Source organism: Colwellia sp. 5_MG-2023 (genome assembly GCF_030547795.1).
GTDB lineage: Bacteria > Pseudomonadota > Gammaproteobacteria > Enterobacterales > Alteromonadaceae > Colwellia.
This window is the reverse complement of the sequence record NZ_JAUOPW010000018.1, coordinates 1-24,615: the sequence shown is the minus strand read 5'-3', so window position 1 is coordinate 24,615 and position 24,615 is coordinate 1. Positions and strand designations below refer to the sequence as shown.

Here is a 24,615-nt window from a genome sequence, read left to right as displayed (position 1 = left end):
TGACTATAATCCAAAGCACAGCGTAGGAGCTAACCACCATCTGTCCTTGTTGAAGTGCTTGTTATGTTTACAATACAAAAAAGCTATCCAATACAACAAATAAAAACAACAGAATAATTGCAATATTAATTGCCAAAAAGCTTAGCCCCTTAATCGAAAACAATAATATTTTGTGTGAATTTACAAATATAAACTTGTTTTTGATAACCAAGCACAATGGGTAAAGGGATACCAACAACAAAGTTAAACCAAGTAACTGATAAACCCCTTTTGGCTTCAAGACGCCCAAATACATTAAACCAACAGAACTTAAAAATATTATCGTGACAACAATATTTATTTTTAACTCTGATTTTAAAAATTTAGATAATAGTTTTTTCATTTGTATAGATATTTACGCCAAACTCAAAAGTAAACATAGACACAATGACTCCCCACGAGGTGCTAGCCTCTGAACGTGGGCTAGTTTTACAAACCAGAGCCATACTAACTGTGTCAACAATATAAAACAGAGGCTAGCATGTCAAAACATAACATACTTTTCATTGGCTTAGATACACATAAAACATTTACCGAAGTGGCTTATATAGAAGACCAACGTGGGGCGAAACCAACCCACCTAGGCAGAATTCTCAGTAATAAAGCCGCGTTTAAGAAACTCGCTAAACAACTTCAGTCTAAATATCCTGATGCAACACTACATTTTGTATATGAAGCAGGGCCTTGTGGGTATTGGATTTATCGTTTACTGACCAGTCTTCATCACTGCTGTTATGTTATTGCACCTTCGCTTATCCCCAAAAAGCCTGGTGAACGCATTAAGACTGATAAACGTGATGCATTGAAATTAGCAAAACTACTCAAAACAGAAGAATTAACACCTATTTATGTACCTGAGCCAGAAGATGAAGCAGTAAGAGACCTATCTCGCTCACGAGAAACCGCGATGAAAGATTTAAAAGATGCTAAATATCAACTAAAAGCACTACTACTGCGTAATAATATCACCAGCAAAGTGAATGATAACTGGTCTTTACAACATCTACGTTGGCTCGCTGAATTAGTTGTACCTCATCCATGCCAGCAAATTGTTTTACAAGAAGCTGTATCGACTATTACCGAGCGACTTAAACGCTTAAAACGGTTGGATAATGAGCTAACACATCAAGTAAAAAACTGGCGCTATTATCCCGTAGTAAAAGCGGTACAAGCGATGCGAGGAGTGAGATTGTTAGTGGCTACAGGTGTTATTGCCGAGCTAGGCGATTTAACACGTTTCGACCACCCTAGAAAATTAATGAGTTACCTTGGCTTTGTGCCGAGTGAACATTCAAGTGGCGGTAAACGTCACTTAGGTGCTATTACCAAATGTGGTAACAGCCGTGCAAGACGACTACTGGTCGAAGGTGCACATTCGTATAAACACAACGCCAATATTTCTAAAGAAATGCAATTAAGACAAGAAGGATTAACTAAAGAGGTCATCGATATGGCATGGCAAGCGCAATTAAGGCTATGTCGCAGGTATAACCGGTTAATGCACAAAGGTAAGCATCGTAATGTGGTTGTTACGGCTATCGCCAGAGAAATGATAGCCTATATTTGGGCAATATCACGAGAAGTTGTCTTACCTGTCATTGATGTGAAGTTACGTTTAGCAAGGATGCCTGCATGAATATTTTAATAGAGAAGAGTTTTGAGTTAGCGCATGGGATCAAGCATCGGGTGTGGCACAACCACCGACGGCGTTAGGATGGCAATAGCTTAACGGCTATTGAACCACGAACATACGATGTATAAGGATATACAAGTATCGCGTTAGGCAGGATGCCGTTAGCGATAATGAAGACAGGTGTCACGACGAAATGAGTAAGGTAGGCGCTGTTAACCAATAGGTTAATAATCCACGAATATCAGCATGATAACCGACGAAATTACTTGCTTCATTCTATGCGTTAACTCACTTAATCATAGAAGTGAATAAGGATCAGTGTATTTAACTTGACGTGGGGAGTCATACCAATGCCTCACTAAGAGGCAAATGATAGTTGGTTAAAATAAGCGACGCAGGAGCAAAAACCAACTGTTATTTGTCCTTTTAAGTGACTTGTTATATTTTTTAAACTACAATGTACGACAATACCGTACATAATATTGGAGCTTACTATGGACAGCATAAGTGTAAATCAGTTTAGAGACAACTTAAAAACATACGTTGAACAGACAGTTAGCAAGCATGAACCTATTAAAGTAACCAGGCGTGCTGGCGATGCTTTTATTGTAATGAGTGCTGATGACTGGGAAAGAGAACAAGAAACATTACACGTATTACAAAGTAATAGCTTGATGCAACAAATAGCTGAATCAATGAATACACATAAGAGTAATAAAGGCCACAAACCAACACAAGAGCAATTAGATGAGATCATTAATCTTTGAAGGTAAAACGTGGCTCACTTATGAGCAGTTAAGAGAAAAAGATAAAAAATTACATAAAGCGCTATGTAAAATATTAAAAGAAATGCTTCGCTCAGATCCAAGTAGTGGATTAGGAAAACCCGAGCCACTAAAACATAACCTGTCTGGTTTATGGTCGAAGCGAATTTCTCAAAAAGACAGACTCATTTACAAGTTCGATGAAGAGTATGTTTATATATTCGCTATTGGTGGACATTACGCCGACCATTAGAAAAACATAACGAGCTTGTAGAATAACTCGTTTTTATATTATTTATTAATCAAAATACTCTAACCGGATTGTTTTCTTTTAACAATCAAAAACGTTTACGTTTTTGACGATTTTATTTTTACATCGTTAACTTAACGAAATAGTGGATTAACGTCTGATAATTCAGTGTTATAACGATTTGTATGATGTGGAGTTGGGCTTTTAACCCTTAATGCAGGTTGTTTCTTAACTTTTCAATATTATGAACAAGGCAATACATTTGCCATTGGGTGTTTACCTTTTCCTTCCCGCGTAAGGTCAATCTATTCATGCCTTTGTTGACGGTAATATTGCCAAACACTGGCTCGATAGCACCTAATCGCTTAGTGTATTGTCGTCGGCCGATTGGGCTGTCTATTTTAACCTTCATTTTGTCAATGTAGCTTAGCTGTTTACACGATTCATCATTTTTAAACTGAGCTTGCCGTCCTGTTTTTATTGGAAAATTTAAGTGACTGTCTTTTTTAATTTTTTAATTCTTCTTTTTAATTCTTTTTACTTTTACTGTTGAATTGCTTGTAATATTTACAATTTAACCAAACCGTCTTGTTCGCCTTGATATAGATAAACAGGAATAATTTCACTATTTCCGTTCTTTTCTCTAAGTTGAAAATAATTCTCAGTACATTCATAAGAATACGGATTATTTTCTCGAGGGATAAGTTTTCGTTTATCTTCTCCTCTATATGTCCTTTTTACTTTTCTGAAATAACGGCATAGGTCGAATATATGTCATTACCATCGATATACAGCAAGCTAGTGGCGAATCGATAACATGATATACATGAGAATTAACACAGAAAAGCGTTACAATTAACCTTTACAAACTAACTCCCCTTGATTTCAGGGGAGCGTCCATATAAGGCCTTGTTATTGTTACACGTTATTTTTAAAACGAGCGTTCCTGGGGAATTAACTTAAAATTGCTTTTACATTTTTTAAGTTATCCCATAAATGGTGTTGACCAAAGTACATCTCAGGTGGTTTTATTGATGGGTCTATTAAGTTGTTAATGGCTAATATAGCACCACGAACACTATATTCGGTTGTGAAAACTATCCCATCTGGTATTTCAACAAATTGTCCTAACAGTGCAAAGTTTTGCGAGCCTTTAGGGACAACAGGAGGTCTGTCACCTTCAGTTCTAGGTAAAAACTGAGAGATCCCGTAAGGTAATCTACAAGGTATACAGTAAGATGTTTCAAGAAGTTCTGTTTTTTCGTTTTCGTCTAGATCTACCCATAAATGCCCTAAAAGCTCTTCTAAAATTTCTTTTCCAGTACATTCATACATCGGTTTTTTTACAAATTGACCAATATTATCTTCACCTAATGCTGAAACCCAAATTACACAGGTATCAGCCGCTTGACCTGGGAAAAAAGGCTGGCGATAGGTGTGTAAATGCATTATCCACGGAGATTGTGTTAAAGGTAACGGGCTTTGTACTCCCATTTGTCGTTCAACTAACCATTGGAATTTTCTTTCAAAAAGGTTTCCTCTAAAAGTTACGGTAAAGTGCATCATTCTAGAAAGTGAAACGTCACGTAAAAAACGGTCTGGCCTACCTAGGTCTGTTTGTTTTGATACTATGTTTTGCCATAATTGATAAGCTTCGCCTGGTTTTTCTACCGGTGTTGTAGATACAGGCTCATTATGAGAACCATAAGAATGATTAGAAACAATTGACCCGATTGTCAAAAATGCTTTATCTTGTGGTTTAACCTCTATTGAGTCTAAGGTTTCATCTTCTGCATTTTTTAAATGTAAGCGTTCCACCCAGCGTTTATCATCACTTTCTTTAAAATCAACATCCGTAATACAAGTATTATAATGTATTTGAACGCCTTTTTTTGTTATGAGTTTAATAGCAGGAAGAATGAACGAGTGGTAGTTTGTGTAACGTGTACGTTCTAAAGAGGTCATTTTATCCATATCAGACATACGGTGATAAAATAGTTTCATGTAACGCTTCATCTCTATCGCAGAGTGCCATGGCTGAAATGCAAAAAGAGCACGCCACATGTACCAGTAATTACTCTTGAAAAAAGCGTCACTAAAATAATCTGTGATTTTAGCATCCGCTGGTATTTTAGATTCTGGTATTTCTATTAATCGAGCCATTTGAAGAGCTTCAGTAGCACCTAATCCAAGATCGTGCCCAGTATCTTTCTCTCCGTTTGCATGTAATAGACGAACCACAGTGTCCATATTGCATTCTTTAGCATTAGCTTCATAGTCGTCTAGGCAAGACCTAAGTTCGTCATAAGGTATTAATGACCAAAATTCTTTGGTGCAGCAATATACTTTATCTTCGTACATACGGCTGCCTCGCATTATATAAACAGGCTTGCCATCAATCATTTTAAAAGATGCATCCATTGATCCACCGACTAAATCCGTTTCAGTGTTTTTTTCAAAAATGTGAATATTTTCTGGGTTGAAGCCAACTTTCTGCACTAAGTAAACCGCAGCTGATAAGGAACCTAATCCTAATCCGTTTAAATAAATTTTAGAATTGCTCATAGTATGTACTTCGTTAAAAAAATGATTTAAGAATAAGTAAAAATATACTCTTCGACTTTTTTCAGTCAAATGTTTGTTTTAACGAATTAAAGTTTAAATGATATAAAACAACTTTAGTCAGTTTTTAGGGAAAACTGTTTGCATAGCTTAGCTTTTTGTAGTCCAGTTGTTCATTTAAGTAGATGCTCAAAAAGAACAACAATCAATGGGATCTGAGCGCCTGATTTTGCTCTGAATGTTAAATAACATTACAAATAACATTGTCACCCACTTTAAATTTTGCTCCAAATGTGAATATTTTGAAATACCAACGCTAAGCTAAGCGGAAAAATACAATTAGGCTAAACTGCGCGAAGCGCTAGCCAACTGTAATTTTTCCGTTTGAGCGCTTTGTTAGCTGATTAATTACTTAGCAGACTTAACCACTCTTTTGGATTAGACAAAATAAATTGATACTTGCTGCCATCAACAAGCGTAATTTGAATCGCGTCTGATGTTACACGAAAGATACCTCCTCCCTTGCCCAAACACTTTTCTACCTTTGAAACTTCTCTTCGCTTCAGCTCATATGGACCAAGCCCTAATTCCTTATTATAGGGGGCAAAATTAATATTTTTTTCAGTTACATAAAGCTTTCCGTCAGCTCGTGCAACACCATTTTGAATTGTCGTAACCGAAGATTTTATGATATTTTCTGGATTCATATTTGAAACTTATACCGATCTAAGTTAGCTGCCGCTTACACTAATAGTGATAGCGACAGGAAATTATAGTTAAATATGAATCCGATACTGCATAAACTAAACGATTAGTTTCATCTATTCGTCTAGACCAAAAACAAGATAAATTCTCTTTTAATGGCTCAGGTTTACCAATACCCTCGAATGGAGAACGCTTGGAGTCATTAACTAGTTTATTTATACGTTTTAAAGTCTTTTTATCTTGCCTTTGCCAGTAGACATAATCACTCCTAGCTTCATCAGTCCATGCAAGTTGTCTAACCATCTATTAAGTCTCTAGACTTTACTTGACCTGAATTATACTGCTCAATTGATTTAGATAAATGAGCAGCATTAGCTGGAGATTTAAGTAAAATAAGCGAGGCACGAGCAAAAACCAACTATTTTTTGTCCTGCTTTAATGACTTATAGTTCGACCAAACCACTTAATCTAATAAAGTAACTTATTATTAGATTAGGTGGAACATGCTTCTGTTGGTTACGCTATAGCCTCTAGGCCTTTTTTTTCAGCCAGTGATAACATCTTTAGTGCAGCTCCCCTTGGAGAGCTATCTCCTTGTTCCCACTTTTTCACGAGTTTATCGCTAACATTAAAGTACTGTGCAAATACTGGCTGAGAAAGGTTGTTTTTTAACCTTAGGCTTCGAACTTGAGCAGGAGTGAACTCATGGACACTGGTTAAACATAATGCGTCAAATTTACGCATTGTAGTTTTATCAATTACACCAGACTTTTTAAGTCCTTTAGCCGTTCTATGAACTGATTTTAAAATATCACTCATTTTATTCACCTACTACTATTAGCTCTCCAGATTGGACAAGCTCGTCTAATTCATCTTGATCAAAATCAAGAAACTCTTTAGCTAATTCTTTTAACGCTAATTTTTCTTTAGCATTAATATTAGCTCTGGCACTTTTAGCGAAAGCGTAGAAGAAAAAGTACTTACTTCCAATGACGGCACCAATGATTGTACGATAACCACCGCTTTTTCCTTTATTACCTGATGCAATTCGTTTTTTATATACATTTCCACCTAAATCGGCATCATAAAGACCATTATTCATTTCTCTACAAGCGATAATAAGATCATCATCAGTTAAACTTTCTTTTTTAGTCAAAGAACTAAATTCTTTAGTCTTATAAATCAAAGTATACTCCATCAGGGTATACTTTCAACATTTAAAATTAGACTCCAATTTTGATTAAAAAGCTAACGAGTTTGTAGAATAACTCGTTTATTATAAATTTCACCATAAAATAGGGGGACTAAATGCATTACCTATATCGCGTTAACACTCTACAGCCTGATACAGGAGCTAAAAAAACTCGTCGTTTTGACTGAGTTAGTTATTCTACAGCCTCAACGCCTCGTTAAGAGGCAAAAAATTGTTGGCTAAAATAAGCGACGAAGGAGCAAAAGCCAACTGTTTTTTGTCCTTTTAAACGACTTGTTATAACGATTTTTCTCTATACTTTTCTAGAGTTAAAATAAACTCATTCGGTGAATCAACACCTAAATAAATAAACTTACCTGAGTTAAGCTTGATCTCTACATTTGGATTGCCTGCTAAATTAAACCTATTAACATTACCTGACCTACGTATAAATTTTGAATTAGGTTGTACATGTTTAATTTTATTTAAAGGAATGTTTAAAGGGTTCCATAGCCCATACCTGACAATAATGCTTTCTGGCACAATTGAAATTTTCCTGATTGCAATAGCCTTATACTCGGCGATAAAAAAAGTTAATCCTAGAAACGTTAAAACCGTTGTTACATTAGCAGCATAAGGAGACCATAAAAAATGTAGCAGCATATGCATAACGGGTAATTCAAACAAAATAATGAGAATAAAACCTAATTGATTACTTTGTGTGCCGTCTTTCTTATGACAGCTAAAGTGAACATCACCAGTAAAATATTGCTGCCTTATTTTTTTTGAAAATAATGCGTATGTCCAAACTCTAGCCTCAAAAGATAGCAATGCACTAATAGCACCTTTACCTATAATATTCTCAATTGGCTGTGATATAGCTATATCAGGATCTTCTTCTTTGGTTAGCGAAGCTTTGACCGCAAAAAACACAGTAAGGATAGTTATAACTTCGAAAACGATGAATGCAACAATAGCGAGGTAGCGTAATGATTCAAGGTAAGGCCATGCAATCTTTGAGCTTTCAGGAATAATAAAGCTACCAAGTAATATAATTAGACAACCATATGCTACAGCTTTAATGGCGGCTTCTTTCTTATCTTTAACACACAAAAAGCATAAAATAGGTAAAACAATTAAACCGTCAATTAATAACAGCCATTCTGGTTTTTCTACGCCATATTCATTCAGAGTATTCGAACTTTGGTAGAAATAAGCCCAAAAAGCAGAAATAACTGCAAGAAAGATAAATGGGATATTCTTTTTAGTTAAAGTTGGCACCGATACTCCTTATCGTTATAACGCTTTGCTAAGCGGCAATAAAATAGCTGGCTAAAATTAGCGAGGAACGAGCAAAAGCCAGCTGTTTTTTGCCCGTTTGAGTAACTTGTTAGAGTTTTATTAGCTCAATGTTTTCATTGCTAATGAAAAACGAATCACTCACAAGCTTTACTATGTCATCGATAGATTGAAACATTTGGTTTTTAATTGATAATTCTTCAACTTTACCATACAAGATACTTTCAACCCTCTTGATAGAATAATCACCATCACTTTCTTCAAAGTAGACTGTACACTTTTGGTTTACCAATTTCTCCAATATTGAACGAGTATTAATACTAGCTGAATCCAATTTTTCCTTCATACCTAATAACTCTGTAGATGAATACGACTCTATTCCATGCACAAGTCTATTCCTGAAGATTCTAATTTCATGGATATCTTCGAATAGTGCATTAGGCATTAGTTTAAACTTGGGTAAGTAACGGAGTAAATGTGTTGGAGGGAGTTTCCTACCAGGGATACGAGAAGAGGCGTTTGCTACCTTTTTAAATCTATCAAAATTTCCCAAGAAATTATAAAGATCAGCAAGGAACTGCTCTAATAAGTTCCATTCAAATATAAAACCCGCAAAAGTATCATTGATATTAGATACTACATTTTCAGCTACAATATCTTGTTCGTCTTCAGGAACATCTACCTTATCGAGCCTATCAACAGCAGTTTGTAATATTTTTTCAACTTCCTCGATTAACTCCACTATTCGAGTAAAAGTAGCTTTATTCACGATTGCATTATGCGCGATCATGCACCTTAACTCATACAGTTCTTTCCAGCGCTTGGCTAAGAAAGTATCTTCACAGTCAACCTCGGAATAAAAGTATCGCTGCCAGTTAGAACGAGGAACAAACTCATTAAGTACGTCTAAGTTTAAATCCTCTATAGCAGTAGCTTTACGAATCATCTGATGTAAATCACTATCCTTTTTTCTAGTATAAGGCTTAAATAAGAAATCAGATAAATGTTTGAAATCAACTTGATACATAGCATTCATATAGCCATTACTTTTTCTTTTACTGTTATCAATAGCTACTTTGAATTCACTAGGGGATGCCTCTTGAACATAACTGCTACCGATTTTCCTAATCATGAAATTAGTAATCAGTTTTCTAAGTAAATTCTCAATTCTGTGTATAAAGGGGTATGCTTTATTTGCATAGTAAGTTGAAACGTCATCAATCAAGGTTTCAGGTGCGCCGCCTGCTTTAGATATAAGGCTTCTAATTTCTCGTTGAAGTTCGACAAATAAATCCAACGAATCTTCTCCCGAGGACATAACCAAAGACACCTGAAAGAATCGTTGCTCTTTACCTTCAACATCATCACATATTAAAGCATAAGAAACTTCCAGTTCTTTCTTATACTTAAGAAGGTCTTTTGTAATTACAATATCTGAATTTGACTGAAGTAGCTTATTAAAAGATTTAGTATTGTTACAAAACCCCCCGTCCTTTTTCAGGACTATCAACTGCTCTACTTTAAACTCTTCCACATGCTTCCCTTTCATAAATACTCGATATTGACCAAAACTCTAACAGTATATTATCCATAATTCACGATAGTAACGGATTATGAAATAAAAGAATAACAAAACAATAATAATTAAATTATTACTTGTCAAAGCTTTATAGTTAAACAGGTGGTTTTATTTTAAACATTAAGTTTGTAGAAACTAAGCACTGCGTCATACTCAGCTATTTTGTGCTGAGTATGACGCAGTGCTTAAAAAATTAAATACTAAAAATCAATAAATTAAAATTTTACCTATGTAGAAAGTGAGCATATTAATGCTCACTTTCTACATAAAAAATTGCGTTTTTAGGGAAAACACATTATAACTGTATATATATACAGCTTAGTGAGGTGTTTTTTTATGATCATAAAATCTCCTTTTTTACAGTCTCTTCGAGATGTAATTCGAGCTAAACGCTATAGCTTACAAACAGAAAAAAGTTATTTATATTGGGTTAAAATTTTCATTATGTTTAATGACAAACGTCACCCCAAAGAGTTGGGTGCAGCAGAAATAAACCACTTTTTAACTCATTTAGCGGTCAATCGCCGTGTTAGTGCAGCTACACAAAATCAAGCTTTATGCGCGTTAGTTTTCATGTATAAGCACATGTTAGATCAACAATTTGATGGTTTAATTTTTTCATACGCTAAGCGACCTAAAAATATTCCAACGGTGCTTTCTGCAAATGAAGTAGCTGCTATTATTGCTAACTTAAAAATGCCCTATCAATTAATCATTTCTATTTTGTATGGTTCGGGTTTACGGTTGAATGAAGTATTGAGGTTACGAATAAAAGATATCGATTTTTCAAATCAAACTATATTTATTTTTAGAGGAAAAGGCCAAAAAGATAGATTAACAATATTACCTAAAGCGCTTAATGAAATAATTACAGATCAAATAAATCATGTTGAAGTTATACACAAACAAGATTTGCTTGATGGATTTGGTTTAACATCAGTACCAGCTTCACTACATAGAAAATATAAAACAGCAATGAAAAATTTTGCATGGCAATATATTTTCCCTTCCTCCACTCGTTGTGAACATCCTATCGATGGATATATTTGTCGCCACCATCTTCATCCATCAACGCTAACTCGACATTTACGACAAGCTGTTATAAAAGCAAAGATTCCTAAGAAAGTATCAGCACACACATTTCGTCATAGCTTTGCAACGGCTTTATTACTTAATGGAACGGACATAAGAACAGTGCAAACACTACTTGGGCATTCTGACTTAAGAACAACTGAGATCTACACGCACGTCATTGGTGAAAGGCATGCTGGAACGATTAGTCCATTTGACAACATTCATCATAAATTTTAACTGTAAGTAATCACAACTAAATCAACGAGGTCAGTGACATGGATTTTAAAAAAATTACAAAGGACAGCCACTCAAATTTGAACAACACTGACATTACTATCAAATACTTTATAAGTATTTGATAGTAATGGAAAAGACATAACAATTAAAAGTGATGATTTTCTAGCGATTGTTATGCAACATGAAATAAACCTCTTGAAAGGCAAACTATTTATTGACTACCTTTCCCCTATTAAAAAGAAGTTGTATTTAAAAAAGTAAAGAAATTCATCAGTTAACCAAATTAAACATCAAAACTGAACTGCTTAAAAAACAAAAAAGACCAGAAGCAAAAGCTACTGGCCTTTGATTAAAACCGTCAACCTATTTCAGGACGAAACCCCTTCACTGTCTTTATAGCTGACAATCAATATATTAGTAACAAAATTAATCGGTGATTAATGGGGCAAACCCTTTTACTAAATCGTCAATCGCTTTCATTTGCGCTAAGTAAGGTTCAAGTTTATCAAGTGGTAATGCACAAGGGCCATCACATTTAGCAGCTGATGGATCTGGATGCGCTTCTATAAACAAACCTGCAATACCAATTGCCATACCGCTACGTGTTAATTGAGCCGCTTGTGCACGACGTCCGTCAGCACTATCACTTCTACCACCTGGTTTTTGTAATGAATGCGTTGCATCAAAAATAACAGGGGCATAGCTTCGCATTTCATCCATTGCTAACATATCAACAACAAGGTTGTTATAGCCGTAACAACTACCGCGCTCGCAAAGTAAAATATTTTCGTTACCAGCTTCGCCAAACTTAGTAATAATATGCTTCATTTCATGAGCAGCTAGAAATTGTGGTTTCTTCACATTAATTACAGCACCCGTTTTAGCCATAGCAACAACCAAATCTGTTTGTCGGGCAAGAAAAGCTGGTAGTTGAATAACATCAACAACTTCACTTACCGGTTGTGCTTGGTAAGGCTCATGAACATCAGTGATGATCGGCACATTAAACGTTGATTTGATTTCTTCAAATATCTTCAAACCTTCATCTAAGCCTGGTCCTCTATATGAGTTAACCGAAGAACGATTAGCTTTGTCAAAAGATGCTTTAAATACATATGGAATATTTAATTTCTGCGTTACTTCAACATAATGCTCCGCAATTTTCATGGCTAAGTCACGAGATTCAAGTACGTTCATACCACCAAATAGTACAAATGGTTTATCATTGGCTACATCAATACCACTTACTTTAACTGACTTTATTGTCATTATACTTCCTAATAAAGAATCTAATAAAAAATCGATTTAAAAATGTTATCTATAAAATAAAAATACAAAATAAAATTTTACACGTTAACTGCCAATAATACGTAGCAATTGTCCACACATCCACGCCATATAGGTACCTAAAACATAACCTAATACCGCTAATAACACCCCAACAGGTGCTAATGAAGGATGAAATGCCGAAGCAATAACAGGAGCAGAAGCAGCTCCACCAACATTCGCTTGGCTACCTACGGCTAAATAGAATATAGGCGCTTTGATCATTCGACCAACAATTAACAATAAAATGACATGTATTGCCATCCAGATTAGGCCGATAACAACATATTTTGGTGCTTCAACCACTTGTGTAACATCCATATGTAAACCAATAGTCGCAACTAGTATATAAAGAAAGCTACTACCTATTTTTGACGCGCCAGCCGCTTCAAGTTGTCTGGCTTTAGTAAAAGATAATGTTAAGCCAATGGCCGTTACTAAAACAATAACCCAGAACAATTTACTGTGTAAGCTGAATTTTTCTAATTCCGGGTAATTCGTTGTGAAAAAAGGTACTAATATGTCTGCAGCAAAATGAGCGACACCGGTAGCACCAAAGCCAATAGCAATAATAAGCATCAGATCTTTTAACTCAAATCGTCTGGCATTATTGCGTTCAAAATGTTCAACTTTATCAATGAGTCTATCAATGCCCGAGGTATCAGCACCACTTTTCGCATCAATACGCTTATGGTTAGCAGCAAAATAAAGCAAACAAGCCGTCCATAGATTAGCAACAACAATATCAACGGTTACCATGATGGTAAATATTTTACCGTCAGCACCATAAATTTCTTTCATAGCAAGCATATTTGCACCGCCACCAATCCAACTACCAGCTAATGAAGCCATACCACGCCATACTGCATCAGGGCCAGTTACACCTATTAATTCAGGCCAAACGGCAGACACTGCTAATAAGGCTATCGGTCCACCAATAACAATACCAACAGTACCTGTAAGAAACATAATAATTGCTTTATTACCGAGCGCTGCAATCGCTTTAATATCAATACTTAGTGTTAATAAAACTAAGCAAGCAGGTAATAAATAATATTTTGCAATATCATCAACGCTACTGACTTGGGCGCTAACAATACCAAAAGTATTCAATAATGAAGGAAGTAAATAACAAAGCAATAATGCGGGTACATATTGATAAAACTTCTTCCAAACAGGATGTTGACTATTGGAAGTATAAAAAATAAAACCTAAAATCAGCGAAAGTAAACCTAATACAACGGCATCATTTGTTATTAGTGGCATAGCCAAAGAGGTAGACATTTATTTTCCTATTTTTTTAACTGTATAAATAGCTATTTATAAATAAAAGGGATTAATGAAAAGTAGTTTCACTTAATGTAATGTTATCAAGTTGCGCTTTTAATAATTGTGCCGCGGGATCTTTTGGACACTTCTCAACAAAATAACGATAATCATCAACCGCTACTTTAAAGCAATCTAACTGGTGAAGCAAAAAGCCACGATCACGGCGTTGAAGTGGATCGTCAGGATTTAATGACAGTAATAAATCAACACATGATAATGCTTGTTCAAAAGCCTTATCACGAATTAAAGCATTCTTTAATGCACTTAAATGCTCTGCCAAAATGGCTTCTCTATTCATGCTAGAAAATTCATGTTGACTAGGGTCCCCCTCAAGCTCTTCAAGACGTAAATCAAGTTCGTGCCAATCTAAAGATTCTCCTGTAACAGGATCAAAAATAATAGCATATTGCTCATCACAACAAAGACGAACCATAACTTTATTTGGTACAAAAACTATATCAGCACTAAAATCGCAAGCATTGATAATTTCGCAAAGAAGAACTGCTTTAACAATAGGCGACATTGAACGTTGATTTAAACTAGCTGCCACTTTAAAAGCGCTTATCGGCCAATGTTTTTTATGATTATCAATAAATAGGTGTTGATAGAAAAGTTCATTCATTAACACTTCACTTTTATCTAAAGGCGATACAATTTCGGCAATAACAGCTTGGCATTGTTCAATAATAGTTTCTAAAGTATCAAGTGACGGATCAAAACTACTTATAAACTGTTCAGCTGAGTTAACCTTAAAAATATAATCTTCAAGTAACACCAGTGTTTCTAATAAATCTTTTTCTTGAGATTGAATTTCGGAAAGCAACAATGTATTCATAATGTTTAATTAGTAGTGTTATTAGTATTATTATAAGAAAAAAATTGCTTCGCGTGTCATGGCTAGTTTCATTATTAACATAAACCATCCAACAGCACCAAAGTAACCTAAAATTCGCATAAATTTATTTCTAGCAAGCTTCAGCGCATAATAACCCGTGAATATATAGGCAACTATTGCTAATAATTTTTCTCCTAACCATAACTGCTCAAACGGGTTAATTGAATATTGAACAGCCATAATTACGCCAAGCGTTAGCAATAATGTATCAATAATATGGGGGGTGATTTTTACCCACTTAGCTTGCAATTTAGGTGAATTAGCTAGTAACCATATAAAGCGTAAAGTTAAAAAACTTATACTCACTACTGCTAAGGTCATATGTATATGTTTAAACATAATTAACTCCTGTTATTATTTTATTTATTTAAAAAAGTAGCCCATGTAATACGATCATGGCCATTTAAATCCTGTTCTGTTTTCGGATTATCAAAGCCTAATCCAGTTAATATATTTCTAACGTCCTCTCCTTGAGCAAAACCATGTTCAAAAAATAATTGTCCTTTCACCGTTAAAAAGCTACGTGCTAGTGTCGCAATATGCTTTATATCAGCCAAACCATTCTCCTTAGCAATAAGTGCAGAGTCCGGTTCAAAGCGAACATCACCTTGTGTTAAATTATGATCATCGCCATCAATATAAGGTGGATTTGAAACAATTAAATCAAATTTTTTATTTGCCTCTACATTAGAGAACCAATCACTTTGAAAGAAAGTGACCTGTGGTAATTGACAGTTCTTTGCATTAAGTTGTGCTAGCGTTACCGCTTCCATATTAAAATCAAGGCCACTGACATTCCATGTTGGGTTTTCACTTGCTAAAGCTAATGCAATAGCCCCAGTGCCTGTACCTAGATCAAGGCAACGAATGTTTTCTTTATTCTGAAATTGCTCAAGCACTGATTCAACCAAGGTTTCAGTATCGGGTCGAGGAATAAGTGTTGCTTTAGATACAGATAAAGGTAATGACCAAAACTCTTTCATACCTGTAATGTACGCTATTGGCTCGCCTTGAATACGACGAACGAGTATCTGTAGAAATGAATGTAATTGCTCATCACTTAGTAATTTATCAGGCCAAGTAAGTAAATAACTACGGTCTTTATTAAGGACAAAAGATAATAAAATTTCGACATCAAGCTTGGCACTATCAGAAGTTTCTTCTAACAGTGCATAGCCTTGCTTAATTAAATTAGCAATCGTGTTATCACCAATTAATCGTACTTGGTAGGACGCCGATGATAATAAATTAGCCACAGATTAATGTTGCTCAGCAAGCTCAGCCAATAAATCAGCTTGATTTTCTTGCATAATAGGCTCCATAATCAACTGTAGACTACCTTCCATAATTTCATTTAAACGGTATAGAGTTAAATTAATACGGTGATCACTCATGCGGCCTTGAGGAAAGTTATACGTTCTAATACGCTCAGAACGGTCACCACTTGCTACTAAGTTACGACGAGAAGACTCTTCTTCACTACGACGCTTCTCATCTTCAGCTTGTTGTAACCTTGCTTGTAATACAGACATAGCTTGAGCACGGTTTTTATGTTGCGAGCGCTGATCTTGACATTCAACCACAACACCAGAAGGAATATGCGTAATACGAATTGCTGAATCAGTTTTGTTAACATGCTGACCACCCGCTCCTGACGCTCTAAAAGTATCAACTTTTAAATCAGCTTTATTAATTTCTATGGCTTGCGACTCAGGAATTTCCGGCATAACAACTACGGTACATGCTGACGTGTGGACTCGACCTTGAGATTCAGTTTCAGGAACACGTTGAACACGGTGACCACCGGATTCAAATTTCATGTGTCCATAAACACCTTCACCATTAATTTTCATAATTAATTCTTTATAACCGCCCTGCTCACTTTCGTTGGTATTCATTACTTCAATTTTCCAACCTTGCTTTTCAGCATAACGACTGTACATACGAAATAAATCACCCGCAAAAATAGCCGCTTCATCACCACCGGCACCAGCGCGAATCTCAACAAAACAGTTATTATCATCATTAGGATCACGTGGTAGTAAGAGAATTTGTAATTCTTCAGCTAGATCGGTAACAGCCTTTTTAGCTTCTTTAAATTCTTCTTGCGCCATTTCACGCATATCAGGATCATCATCTTTAAGCATTAATTCTGCAGTGGCAAAATCATCTTCTGCAGTTTGGTATTGATGAAATACGGAGGTTACTTCATCCAAACGTTTGAATTCTTGTGATAAAGCACGAAATTTTTCTTGATCACTAATAGTTTCAGGATCGGATAATAAGGCTTGAACTTCTTCAAAGCGCTCAGCTAAAGCTTCAAGTTTTTGATAAACGGACGATTTCATTAAAATAATCTTTCTTATAAAAGGGGGTTTACACTAGGTTTTAAACTAAGGAAAACTAAACTGAGGTTATTCTAGCACAGACATTATTTTTCTACAGCAGCTAGTTTATTGTCAGAGAGGATTAGTTTTACTATCAGATGTACCTTACAACTTATGACGTTGAAACCTACTCTGAATTGTCGATATTAAATATGTCGCGAAGATAAATTAACTTATCTAATTCACCGCCTTGTGCAGCCGATTGTAGGGCACTCGTCGGCGCATGCATAAATTTATTCGTTAATTTAGTCGCTAATTCACCGATAACGGCTTCTGAATTTTTACCACTTTTTAATTGTATCAATGCTTTTTCAAGTAGTTGATCACGCTCACGTAAACACTGTTGTCTAAAATTAATCACGGTATCTTGAGTATTTAACCCTCGAAGCCACGACATAAAGACATCAGATTGATTATCAACAATACTTTCTGCTTCCACGGCAGCTTTACGACGATTCTCTAAATTTTGCGCAATAATGCTTTGCAAGTCATCAACGGTATATAAAAACACATCATCTAAATCACCTACTTGCTCTTCTATGTCTCGAGGTACCGCTAAATCAACCATAAAAATAGGTTGATGACGCCTTTTCGCAATGGCTTGTTCAACCATACCTTTACCAATAATTGGCAAAGTAGAGCCTGTTGAGCTAATAACAATATCTGCTCGACACATGTGTTCAGGAATTTGTGCTAGCGTAATAACTTCAGCACCAATTTTCTTCGCCATTACTTCAGCGCGTTCAATAGTACGATTAGCAACCGTAATTTTTCCTACGTTATTTTCATATAAATGTTTAGCAACTAACTCTATTGTTTCACCTGCACCAACAAGTAAAACTTTGGTTTTACTTAAGCTGGCAAAAATATGTTTAGCTAAATTAACACTGGCAAAGGCAACAGAAACAGCACTTGCACCAATCTCTGTATCTGTACGGACTTGTTTCGCCACACCAAAAGTACGTTGAAATAGTCTGTCCATTACTAAGGCCATAGAGCCAGCAGCCTTAGCTTGGCTATAGGCTTGTTTCATTTGCCCTAGAATTTGAGGCTCACCTAATACTAAAGAATCTAAGCCACATGCGACTCGCATCATATGATTAACAGCATGTTTATCCTGATGCCAATAGAGACTAGGTAAAATAATAGAAGCAGGAACATTGTGATAACTTTCTAGCCATTCAACTAAGCGTGCTTGAGTTACTTTAAAGTCCCCCTCTTGCACAATATATAGCTCAGTTCGATTGCAAGTCGATAAAATAGCGACTTCACGGCACCCTACTGCTGATAACATTTCTTGTAAGGCAGCAGAAAGCCTATCTGGGTTGAAAGATATTTTCTCTCTTACCGCAACAGGGGCAGTTTTGTGATTAATTCCAACAGCAACTATGGACAATGTAATAAACCTATTGATATTTTACTTAGTAACGACGTAAGTATAATGCAAACGTCACTTTTAAAATATGATCTGTGATAAATATCACAATAATAATGAATATTTTACAAAATAACCGCGCTAATTAAAAGGAATTGCACAGAGTAAAAAAAGTTATCTTGTTGAATTGCATAAATTGCTGTGTTCAAATACTTATCTATTTTTAGTGGCGCTATAAAAAATGTTAAGATTATCTCCTTCATTATTCAGAATACTATTGCTTATCAGTTTCCTCGTCTCCGGCTGTGCCACTAAGCCTATTACACCATCACAAAATCACCATGAAATAATGACAGAACAGCAAAGAACAGCCCAACTATTGAGCAAAAGTGCATGGCAATTAAACGGGAAAATAGCCTTTATTCAACAGCTACAAAACAAAAGTAAACGTGAAAGCGCCTCATTAATTTGGCAAGTAAATGAAAAACAACGCACACAAGAATTGAATTTAACGAGTTACTTAGGCATTAATGTTCTTCATCTAAAATCTAATAAAAATCAACATTTAATTAAAGTCGACGGTAAAGAGTATCGAGGTACAAATTTATCAAACTTAATATATTCTCTAACCGGCCTAACTTTACCGACACAAGCATTAAACTTTTGGTTAAAAGGCTTACCATATCAAGCAGATGACAAGCTTCAAATTAATGAAATTACACGTTTACCTGTAAGTATATCAAGTTATTACAATAACGAATTATGGCAAATAACATACGCTAACTATGAATATTTTAATAACATAAACATGGCCACTCAATTTACGATAGAAAAAGATAACTTATTAATAAAAATAGCCGTTAAAAACTGGCGTTTTATTGATTAATTATCCTATTTAACTTCCTTTAGCTTCTAAATCTAAGTCAATATCAATGAACAATAGTATTAATAAATGCTCAAATAAATTCTTGGCCTTTCCATCACCTGCAAAACTTAACTTATTTTTACATGTCGTAGGGCAACGTAGCGATGGTTATCATGAACTAGAAACATTATTTCAATTTCTGGATTATAGCGACACAATAGAAATATCAGTTACTGATGACGCAACGATTGATCTATTAACACCTATTGATGGTGTGAAAAATGAAGATAATTTAATTGTAAAAGCAGCATTGTTACTTAAAAAAGAAGTAATTAATCAAGCTGAGTCCGAACAACAGGCCATTATATTAAAGTCGTTGGGTGCAAAAATACGTATTGATAAAAAACTACCTATGGGTGGTGGTTTAGGCGGCGGCTCATCAAATGCTGCAACTATTTTAGTGGCATTAAATGACCTTTGGAATTGTAATTTATCAACCGATAAATTGGCAAAATTAGGTGTTACTTTAGGTGCTGATGTACCAATTTTTATACACGGATTTTCTGCCTTCGCTCAAGGGATTGGGGAAAAGCTAACCCCTGTAGCACCTGAAGAATGTTGGTATTTAGTCAGCAAACCCAACATCAGTATTTCAACTGTCAGTGTTTTTAGCTCACCCGACTTACCAAGAAAAACAACTAAATTAACAGCTAACAATTTTGACTCAATCTATTGTGATAAAGATTTATTTAACGATGATAAGTATCATAACGATTGTCAAATTATGGTAATTAAACATTACGATGAGGTTGCCAAGCTACTAGCTTGGTTGATAGAATACGCACCGTCTAGAATGACAGGAACAGGTGCTTGTGTTTTCTCACGTTTTTCTAGTGAGAAAGAAGCCATTGAATTACAAAAAAAACTTCCTTTAGGGATAGAATCTTTTGTTGCCCAAGGCCTTAATAAATCACCCTTTACTTCTGTTTTCGAGAGTTTAGAAAAATAACGAATCAAATAATTTGTTAGAATGAACGCTCTCAATACGCGTGAATTTTAGCTACTACGATTAATGTCAAAAGTTTCTGAGGAACTGACTGTGCCTGACATGAAGATTTTTGCGGGTAATGCCACCCCTGAACTGGCCAAGCAAATAGCAAATCGCTTATATATTACTTTAGGCGACGCCAAAATTGGTAGTTTTAGCGATGGTGAAATAAGTTTTGAAATAAATGAAAATGTTCGCGGTAGCGATGTTTTTATCATTCAATCTACCTGTGCACCTACTAATAATAACCTAATGGAATTAATTGTGATGATCGATGCATTTCGTCGTGCATCAGCTGGCAGAATTACTGCCGTTATTCCTTATTTTGGTTATGCTCGCCAAGACAGACGTGTACGTAGTGCTCGTGTGCCAATTACAGCAAAAGTAGTTGCTGATTTCTTATCAAGCGTTGGTGTTGACCGTGTATTAACGGTTGATTTACACGCAGAACAAATTCAAGGCTTCTTCGACGTACCTGTTGATAATGCTTTTGGTACCCCTATTTTATTAGAAGATATGAAAAACCGTGAGTTAGATAACCCGGTTGTTGTTTCTCCTGATATTGGTGGTGTTGTTCGTGCTCGTGCTGTTGCCAAATTACTTGATGATGCTGACCTAGCGATTATCGATAAACGTCGTCCGAAAGCTAACGTTGCACAAGTAATGCATATTATTGGTGATGTAGAAGGCCGTGATTGTATTATTGTTGATGATATGATTGATACCGGCGGTACATTAGCTAAAGCAGCAGAAGCATTAAAAGAACATGGCGCAAAACGTGTTATTGCTTATGCTACTCATCCTGTTTTATCAGGAAATGCTGCTGAAAATCTTAGAAATTCTGTTATTGATGAAGTTGTTGTAACTGATTCAATTCCATTATCAGAAGAGATTAAAAAGCTTAAAATGGTTCGTCAATTAACATTAAGCGGTATGTTAAGTGAAGCCATTCGTCGTGTATGTAACGAAGAATCGATTTCAGCGATGTTTGATCACTAAAAGTTAGTGCTCCATTGAATATAAAAAGCAGATATTATTTTTTTAATATCTGCTTTTTTATTATCAATTAACAACAGAGTTAATAATTGATAGCTTTACACTAAGGCTAGTGTTATCATGCCGCGCCTTTTTATCTAGATAATCGTCTTTATTAACGATTAAACGAGTTAAAAAGCAAACATCCTTGTTTTTGGTCGCAAAAAACAAGATTAAATTTTTTATACAATATAAGAGTATATATCATGACTGATTTATTTACTTTGGATGCAGAAGTACGTACAGACTTAGGGAAAGGTGCGAGCCGCCGCCTACGTCACGCGAATAAAGTTCCTGCTATCCTTTACGGTGAAGGCAAAGAATCTATTTCTTTGACTTTAGAACACAAAAATGTTTTACGTGCTCAATTAGAAGAAGCTTTCTATTCTCACGTATTAACATTAAATGTTGACGGCAAGCCTGTTGAATGTCTAATTAAAGATATGCAACGTCACCCGTACAAAAACATTATTATGCATTTAGATTTTATTCGTATTGATGCAAAACATGCTATCCATACGAACGCTCCGATTCACTTCCTTAATGAAGAGAACGTTGTTAAGCTTGGTGCAACTGTAGCTCATCATGTTACAGAAATTGCTATTTCTTGTTTACCAAAAGATTTACCTGAGTTTGTTGAAGTTGACCTAGCTGATTTAGAAGTTGGTCAAACACTACATTTATCTGACATTAAATTACCTAAAGGTGTAACATCAGATGAATTAGCAAAAGGCGAAGCTCACGATCAAGCTGTTGTTACTGCTAACGCTGCTAAAGCGCAAAGTAGTGATGACGAAGATGAAGCCGCTTCTGAAGATGCAGCTACTGAATAATCAATATTTATTCAGTTAGCTATTTAACATAAAGATGAATAGTTAATATGACTATTAAGTTGATTGCGGGGCTAGGTAATCCTGGCCCCGAATATACAAAAACACGTCACAATGCCGGTGTTTGGTTTGTAGAAGAACTAGCACAGCGCAACAATATTACCCTCCGCCCTGAAAAAAAATACTCCGGCATTTATGGTAAAGGATTAATTGGTGGTGAACTAGTTCACTTAATCATTCCAACTACCTTTATGAACCGAAGTGGCCAATCTGTTGCTCCTTTAGCAAATTTTTTTCGTATCCCTGTAGATAATATGCTTATTGCACATGATGAATTAGATATGTCTCCTGGTTGTATTAAAATAAAGCAAGGTGGTAGTCATGGTGGTCATAATGGCTTAAAAGATATTATTGCGCGTATGGCAAATAATAAAGATTTCTATCGTTTACGTATTGGTATCGGTCACCCTGGTCATCGAGATAAAGTTACCGGTCATGTACTCGGTAAAGCACCAAGTAGCGAGCAAATCCTTATTGATAATGCTATTGATGAAGCAAGTCGTTGCTTTGATATTTGGCAGACTGAAGGCTTACATAAAGCCCAACAACGCTTACATGCCTTTAAAGGGGTGTAATCCAAACTTATTTTGACAATAATTTACTAAATACATAAATTATTGTCGTACCAATCAAATATACACCAACCAAAACAGGTAAAAATTATGGGATTTAAATGTGGTATCGTTGGCTTACCCAACGTTGGAAAATCAACTTTATTTAATGCACTGACCAAAGCAGGTATTGAAGCTGCTAACTTCCCTTTTTGTACTATTGAACCAAATACTGGTGTAGTACCCGTACCTGATCCTCGCCTTGATCAACTTAGCGCTATTGTAAAACCAGAACGCGTACTTCCAACCACTATGGAATTCGTTGATATTGCTGGTTTGGTAGCTGGTGCATCTAAAGGTGAAGGTTTAGGAAACAAATTTCTAGCAAACATCCGTGAAACTGATGCTATTGGCCATGTAGTACGTTGTTTTGAAAATGACAATATTATTCATGTTGCTAATAAAGTCAGTCCTATTGATGATATAGATGTTATTAATACTGAATTAGCATTATCAGATATGGACACAGCAGAGCGTGCTATTTTTCGTTTAGCTAAAAAAGCGAAAGGTGGAGACAAAGATGCCAAGTTTGAAATACCAGTATTAGAAAAAGTATTAAAACACGTTGAAGAAGGTAATATGCTTCGTTCTTTAGAATTATCTAAAGAGGAAAAGGCTGCAATTGAATATTTAAACTTTTTAACAATTAAGCCTACTATGTATATCGCTAATGTTAATGATGACGGTTTTGAAAATAATCCTTACCTTGAACAAGTTCAAAAGATTGCCGATGCAGAAGGCGCTATTGTAGTTGCTGTATGCGCTGAGATTGAAAGCGAATTATCTGGAATGGAAGATGAAGACCGGATTGAGTTTATGGCTGATCTGGGTTTAGAAGAACCAGGATTAAATCGTGTTATTAATGCCGGGTATTCATTATTACACTTGCAAACTTACTTTACTGCTGGTGTAAAAGAAGTTCGTGCATGGACTGTTAAACAGAATGCTACTGCCCCACAAGCTGCTGGCGTTATTCATACCGACTTTGAAAAAGGTTTTATTCGTGCAGAAGTTATCGCATTTGAGCATTTTATTGAGTTCAATGGCGAATCTGGTGCGAAAGAAGCAGGAAAGTGGCGACTTGAAGGTAAAGATTACTTAGTTAAAGATGGTGATGTGGTTCATTTCCGTTTTAACGTGTAAATAAAGTAAGTACAATTTTTGCGGCTTATCCGTTATATATACATTTTTCTGTGTAGTTAACGATCAAATTGCGCATCCATTAGCCAAACAAACAAAAAACTGTGTTTTTTTTAAAAAAACGGTTGACGGATGCCAATCAGATTAGCATAATACGCGCCACTTGCTGAGAGGCAAGATGGAATGGCTACATAGCTCAGTTGGTTAGAGCACATCACTCATAATGATGGGGTCCCAGGTTCGAGTCCCGGTGTAGCCACCATTTCACTTTACTTCGGTTTTGTGAAGTATAGAAAATATTGTGCGGGTTTGGCGGAATTGGTAGACGCGCTGGATTTAGGTTCCAGTATCGCAAGATGTGAGAGTTCAAGTCTCTTGAC

General features: G+C 35.6%; 25 protein-coding genes, 1 tRNA gene and 1 pseudogene. 12 read left to right on the top strand and 15 right to left on the bottom strand.

Annotated features, from left to right (window positions below):
* Nucleotides 1–520 precede the first annotated feature (520 nt).
* The 3 genes from Q4496_RS12385 to Q4496_RS12375 all read left to right on the top strand — a co-directional run bounded on the left by Q4496_RS12385 (nt 521) and on the right by Q4496_RS12375 (nt 2,689).
* Nucleotides 521–1,675: an IS110 family transposase gene (locus Q4496_RS12385; protein ID WP_303610536.1), complete on the top strand. Its 1,155-nt coding sequence runs from the start codon at nt 521–523 to the stop codon at nt 1,673–1,675.
* Between the two features lie 491 nt (nt 1,676–2,166).
* Nucleotides 2,167–2,439: a type II toxin-antitoxin system Phd/YefM family antitoxin gene (locus tag Q4496_RS12380; protein ID WP_303610535.1), complete on the top strand. Its 273-nt coding sequence runs from the start codon at nt 2,167–2,169 to the stop codon at nt 2,437–2,439.
* A complete protein-coding gene (locus Q4496_RS12375) occupies nt 2,420–2,689 on the top strand; it encodes a Txe/YoeB family addiction module toxin (protein ID WP_189377028.1) in 270 nt (89 codons plus the stop codon). The genes Q4496_RS12380 and Q4496_RS12375 overlap by 20 nt, the downstream gene beginning before the upstream one ends.
* Nucleotides 2,690–2,897: 208 nt before the next feature.
* Here Q4496_RS12375 and Q4496_RS12370 read toward each other — a convergent pair whose 3' ends face one another.
* From Q4496_RS12370 to Q4496_RS12335, 8 genes are all read right to left on the bottom strand, one after another.
* Nucleotides 2,898–3,107, bottom strand: coding sequence for a transposase (locus Q4496_RS12370; protein ID WP_303610558.1), 210 nt, complete (start codon nt 3,105–3,107; stop codon nt 2,898–2,900).
* A 533-nt stretch (nt 3,108–3,640) separates the two neighbouring features.
* Nucleotides 3,641–5,251: an oleate hydratase gene (locus Q4496_RS12365; protein ID WP_303610534.1), complete on the bottom strand. Its 1,611-nt coding sequence runs from the start codon at nt 5,249–5,251 to the stop codon at nt 3,641–3,643.
* A gap of 401 nt (nt 5,252–5,652) precedes the next feature.
* The gene (locus tag Q4496_RS12360; protein ID WP_303610533.1) at nt 5,653–5,955 is read right to left on the bottom strand and encodes a hypothetical protein; all 303 of its coding nucleotides are present in this window, start codon (nt 5,953–5,955) and stop codon (nt 5,653–5,655) included.
* 40 nt (nt 5,956–5,995) lie between these two features.
* Entirely contained in the window at nt 5,996–6,256 is a 261-nt protein-coding gene (locus Q4496_RS12355; protein WP_303610532.1) for a Txe/YoeB family addiction module toxin, read from the bottom strand.
* 213 nt (nt 6,257–6,469) lie between these two features.
* Nucleotides 6,470–6,772 (bottom strand): DNA-binding transcriptional regulator, encoded by a 303-nt coding sequence (locus Q4496_RS12350; protein WP_303610531.1) that lies wholly within the window; start codon nt 6,770–6,772, stop codon nt 6,470–6,472.
* Nucleotide 6,773: 1 nt separating this feature from the next.
* On the bottom strand, nt 6,774–7,151 hold the full coding sequence (locus tag Q4496_RS12345) for a type II toxin-antitoxin system RelE/ParE family toxin (protein ID WP_303610530.1): 378 nt from the start codon (nt 7,149–7,151) through the stop codon (nt 6,774–6,776).
* A gap of 291 nt (nt 7,152–7,442) precedes the next feature.
* Nucleotides 7,443–8,426 (bottom strand): hypothetical protein, encoded by a 984-nt coding sequence (locus Q4496_RS12340; RefSeq protein ID WP_303610529.1) that lies wholly within the window; start codon nt 8,424–8,426, stop codon nt 7,443–7,445.
* 109 nt (nt 8,427–8,535) lie between these two features.
* On the bottom strand, nt 8,536–9,978 hold the full coding sequence (locus Q4496_RS12335; protein WP_303610528.1) for a HEPN domain-containing protein: 1,443 nt from the start codon (nt 9,976–9,978) through the stop codon (nt 8,536–8,538).
* A 381-nt stretch (nt 9,979–10,359) separates the two neighbouring features.
* On the opposite strand from Q4496_RS12335, the gene Q4496_RS12330 reads away from it, so the two are divergent.
* Nucleotides 10,360–11,334, top strand: a complete 975-nt coding sequence (locus Q4496_RS12330; RefSeq protein WP_368411056.1) for an integron integrase — start codon at nt 10,360–10,362, stop codon at nt 11,332–11,334.
* Between the two features lie 129 nt (nt 11,335–11,463).
* Nucleotides 11,464–11,595: pseudogene (locus tag Q4496_RS12325) on the top strand (peptide deformylase); the annotation flags it as partial.
* 165 nt (nt 11,596–11,760) lie between these two features.
* Here Q4496_RS12325 and kdsA read toward each other — a convergent pair.
* The 7 genes from kdsA to hemA all read right to left on the bottom strand — a co-directional run bounded on the left by kdsA (nt 11,761) and on the right by hemA (nt 18,667).
* The gene (gene kdsA / locus Q4496_RS12320; protein ID WP_303610527.1) at nt 11,761–12,603 is read right to left on the bottom strand and encodes a 3-deoxy-8-phosphooctulonate synthase; all 843 of its coding nucleotides are present in this window, start codon (nt 12,601–12,603) and stop codon (nt 11,761–11,763) included.
* Nucleotides 12,604–12,687: 84 nt separating this feature from the next.
* Nucleotides 12,688–13,944, bottom strand: coding sequence for a DUF819 domain-containing protein (locus tag Q4496_RS12315; RefSeq protein WP_215974470.1), 1,257 nt, complete (start codon nt 13,942–13,944; stop codon nt 12,688–12,690).
* Nucleotides 13,945–13,996: 52 nt separating this feature from the next.
* A complete protein-coding gene (locus Q4496_RS12310; RefSeq protein ID WP_215974471.1) occupies nt 13,997–14,824 on the bottom strand; it encodes a tetratricopeptide repeat protein in 828 nt (275 codons plus the stop codon).
* Between the two features lie 30 nt (nt 14,825–14,854).
* Complete coding sequence (locus tag Q4496_RS12305) at nt 14,855–15,223, bottom strand: SirB2 family protein (RefSeq protein ID WP_215974472.1); 369 nt, start codon at nt 15,221–15,223, stop codon at nt 14,855–14,857.
* Between the two features lie 20 nt (nt 15,224–15,243).
* On the bottom strand, nt 15,244–16,083 hold the full coding sequence (prmC, locus tag Q4496_RS12300) for a peptide chain release factor N(5)-glutamine methyltransferase (RefSeq protein ID WP_215974481.1): 840 nt from the start codon (nt 16,081–16,083) through the stop codon (nt 15,244–15,246).
* A gap of 60 nt (nt 16,084–16,143) precedes the next feature.
* A complete protein-coding gene (gene prfA, locus Q4496_RS12295) occupies nt 16,144–17,232 on the bottom strand; it encodes a peptide chain release factor 1 (protein WP_215974473.1) in 1,089 nt (362 codons plus the stop codon).
* Between the two features lie 166 nt (nt 17,233–17,398).
* Nucleotides 17,399–18,667, bottom strand: coding sequence for a glutamyl-tRNA reductase (gene hemA, locus Q4496_RS12290; RefSeq protein WP_215974474.1), 1,269 nt, complete (start codon nt 18,665–18,667; stop codon nt 17,399–17,401).
* Between the two features lie 220 nt (nt 18,668–18,887).
* Between hemA and lolB the strand changes: the two genes are divergently transcribed.
* The 7 genes from lolB to Q4496_RS12255 all read left to right on the top strand — a co-directional run bounded on the left by lolB (nt 18,888) and on the right by Q4496_RS12255 (nt 24,497).
* The gene (gene lolB, locus Q4496_RS12285; protein ID WP_303610526.1) at nt 18,888–19,532 is read left to right on the top strand and encodes a lipoprotein insertase outer membrane protein LolB; all 645 of its coding nucleotides are present in this window, start codon (nt 18,888–18,890) and stop codon (nt 19,530–19,532) included.
* Nucleotides 19,533–19,578: 46 nt separating this feature from the next.
* Nucleotides 19,579–20,520: a 4-(cytidine 5'-diphospho)-2-C-methyl-D-erythritol kinase gene (gene ispE / locus Q4496_RS12280; RefSeq protein WP_215974476.1), complete on the top strand. Its 942-nt coding sequence runs from the start codon at nt 19,579–19,581 to the stop codon at nt 20,518–20,520.
* A gap of 90 nt (nt 20,521–20,610) precedes the next feature.
* The gene (locus Q4496_RS12275; RefSeq protein ID WP_215974477.1) at nt 20,611–21,558 is read left to right on the top strand and encodes a ribose-phosphate pyrophosphokinase; all 948 of its coding nucleotides are present in this window, start codon (nt 20,611–20,613) and stop codon (nt 21,556–21,558) included.
* 239 nt (nt 21,559–21,797) lie between these two features.
* A complete protein-coding gene (locus tag Q4496_RS12270; RefSeq protein WP_215974482.1) occupies nt 21,798–22,427 on the top strand; it encodes a 50S ribosomal protein L25/general stress protein Ctc in 630 nt (209 codons plus the stop codon).
* A gap of 47 nt (nt 22,428–22,474) precedes the next feature.
* The gene (pth, locus tag Q4496_RS12265; RefSeq protein ID WP_303602520.1) at nt 22,475–23,059 is read left to right on the top strand and encodes an aminoacyl-tRNA hydrolase; all 585 of its coding nucleotides are present in this window, start codon (nt 22,475–22,477) and stop codon (nt 23,057–23,059) included.
* A gap of 87 nt (nt 23,060–23,146) precedes the next feature.
* Entirely contained in the window at nt 23,147–24,238 is a 1,092-nt protein-coding gene (gene ychF / locus Q4496_RS12260) for a redox-regulated ATPase YchF (RefSeq protein WP_215974479.1), read from the top strand.
* Between the two features lie 182 nt (nt 24,239–24,420).
* Nucleotides 24,421–24,497 (top strand) — tRNA-Met (locus Q4496_RS12255).
* Nucleotides 24,498–24,615: the final 118 nt, after the last annotated feature.

Coding starts and splice junctions, on each gene's coding strand:
- Q4496_RS12385 (WP_303610536.1), top strand. CDS start 521: ATGTCAAAACATAACATACTTTTCATTGGCTTAGATACACATAAAACA.
- Q4496_RS12380 (WP_303610535.1), top strand. CDS start 2,167: ATGGACAGCATAAGTGTAAATCAGTTTAGAGACAACTTAAAAACATAC.
- Q4496_RS12375 (WP_189377028.1), top strand. CDS start 2,420: ATGAGATCATTAATCTTTGAAGGTAAAACGTGGCTCACTTATGAGCAG.
- Q4496_RS12365 (WP_303610534.1), bottom strand. CDS start 5,251: ATGAGCAATTCTAAAATTTATTTAAACGGATTAGGATTAGGTTCCTTA.
- Q4496_RS12360 (WP_303610533.1), bottom strand. CDS start 5,955: ATGAATCCAGAAAATATCATAAAATCTTCGGTTACGACAATTCAAAAT.
- Q4496_RS12355 (WP_303610532.1), bottom strand. CDS start 6,256: ATGGTTAGACAACTTGCATGGACTGATGAAGCTAGGAGTGATTATGTC.
- Q4496_RS12350 (WP_303610531.1), bottom strand. CDS start 6,772: ATGAGTGATATTTTAAAATCAGTTCATAGAACGGCTAAAGGACTTAAA.
- Q4496_RS12345 (WP_303610530.1), bottom strand. CDS start 7,151: ATGGAGTATACTTTGATTTATAAGACTAAAGAATTTAGTTCTTTGACT.
- Q4496_RS12330 (WP_368411056.1), top strand. CDS start 10,360: ATGATCATAAAATCTCCTTTTTTACAGTCTCTTCGAGATGTAATTCGA.
- kdsA (WP_303610527.1), bottom strand. CDS start 12,603: ATGACAATAAAGTCAGTTAAAGTAAGTGGTATTGATGTAGCCAATGAT.
- Q4496_RS12315 (WP_215974470.1), bottom strand. CDS start 13,944: ATGTCTACCTCTTTGGCTATGCCACTAATAACAAATGATGCCGTTGTA.
- Q4496_RS12310 (WP_215974471.1), bottom strand. CDS start 14,824: ATGAATACATTGTTGCTTTCCGAAATTCAATCTCAAGAAAAAGATTTA.
- Q4496_RS12305 (WP_215974472.1), bottom strand. CDS start 15,223: ATGTTTAAACATATACATATGACCTTAGCAGTAGTGAGTATAAGTTTT.
- prfA (WP_215974473.1), bottom strand. CDS start 17,232: ATGAAATCGTCCGTTTATCAAAAACTTGAAGCTTTAGCTGAGCGCTTT.
- lolB (WP_303610526.1), top strand. CDS start 18,888: ATGTTAAGATTATCTCCTTCATTATTCAGAATACTATTGCTTATCAGT.
- ispE (WP_215974476.1), top strand. CDS start 19,579: ATGAACAATAGTATTAATAAATGCTCAAATAAATTCTTGGCCTTTCCA.
- pth (WP_303602520.1), top strand. CDS start 22,475: ATGACTATTAAGTTGATTGCGGGGCTAGGTAATCCTGGCCCCGAATAT.
- ychF (WP_215974479.1), top strand. CDS start 23,147: ATGGGATTTAAATGTGGTATCGTTGGCTTACCCAACGTTGGAAAATCA.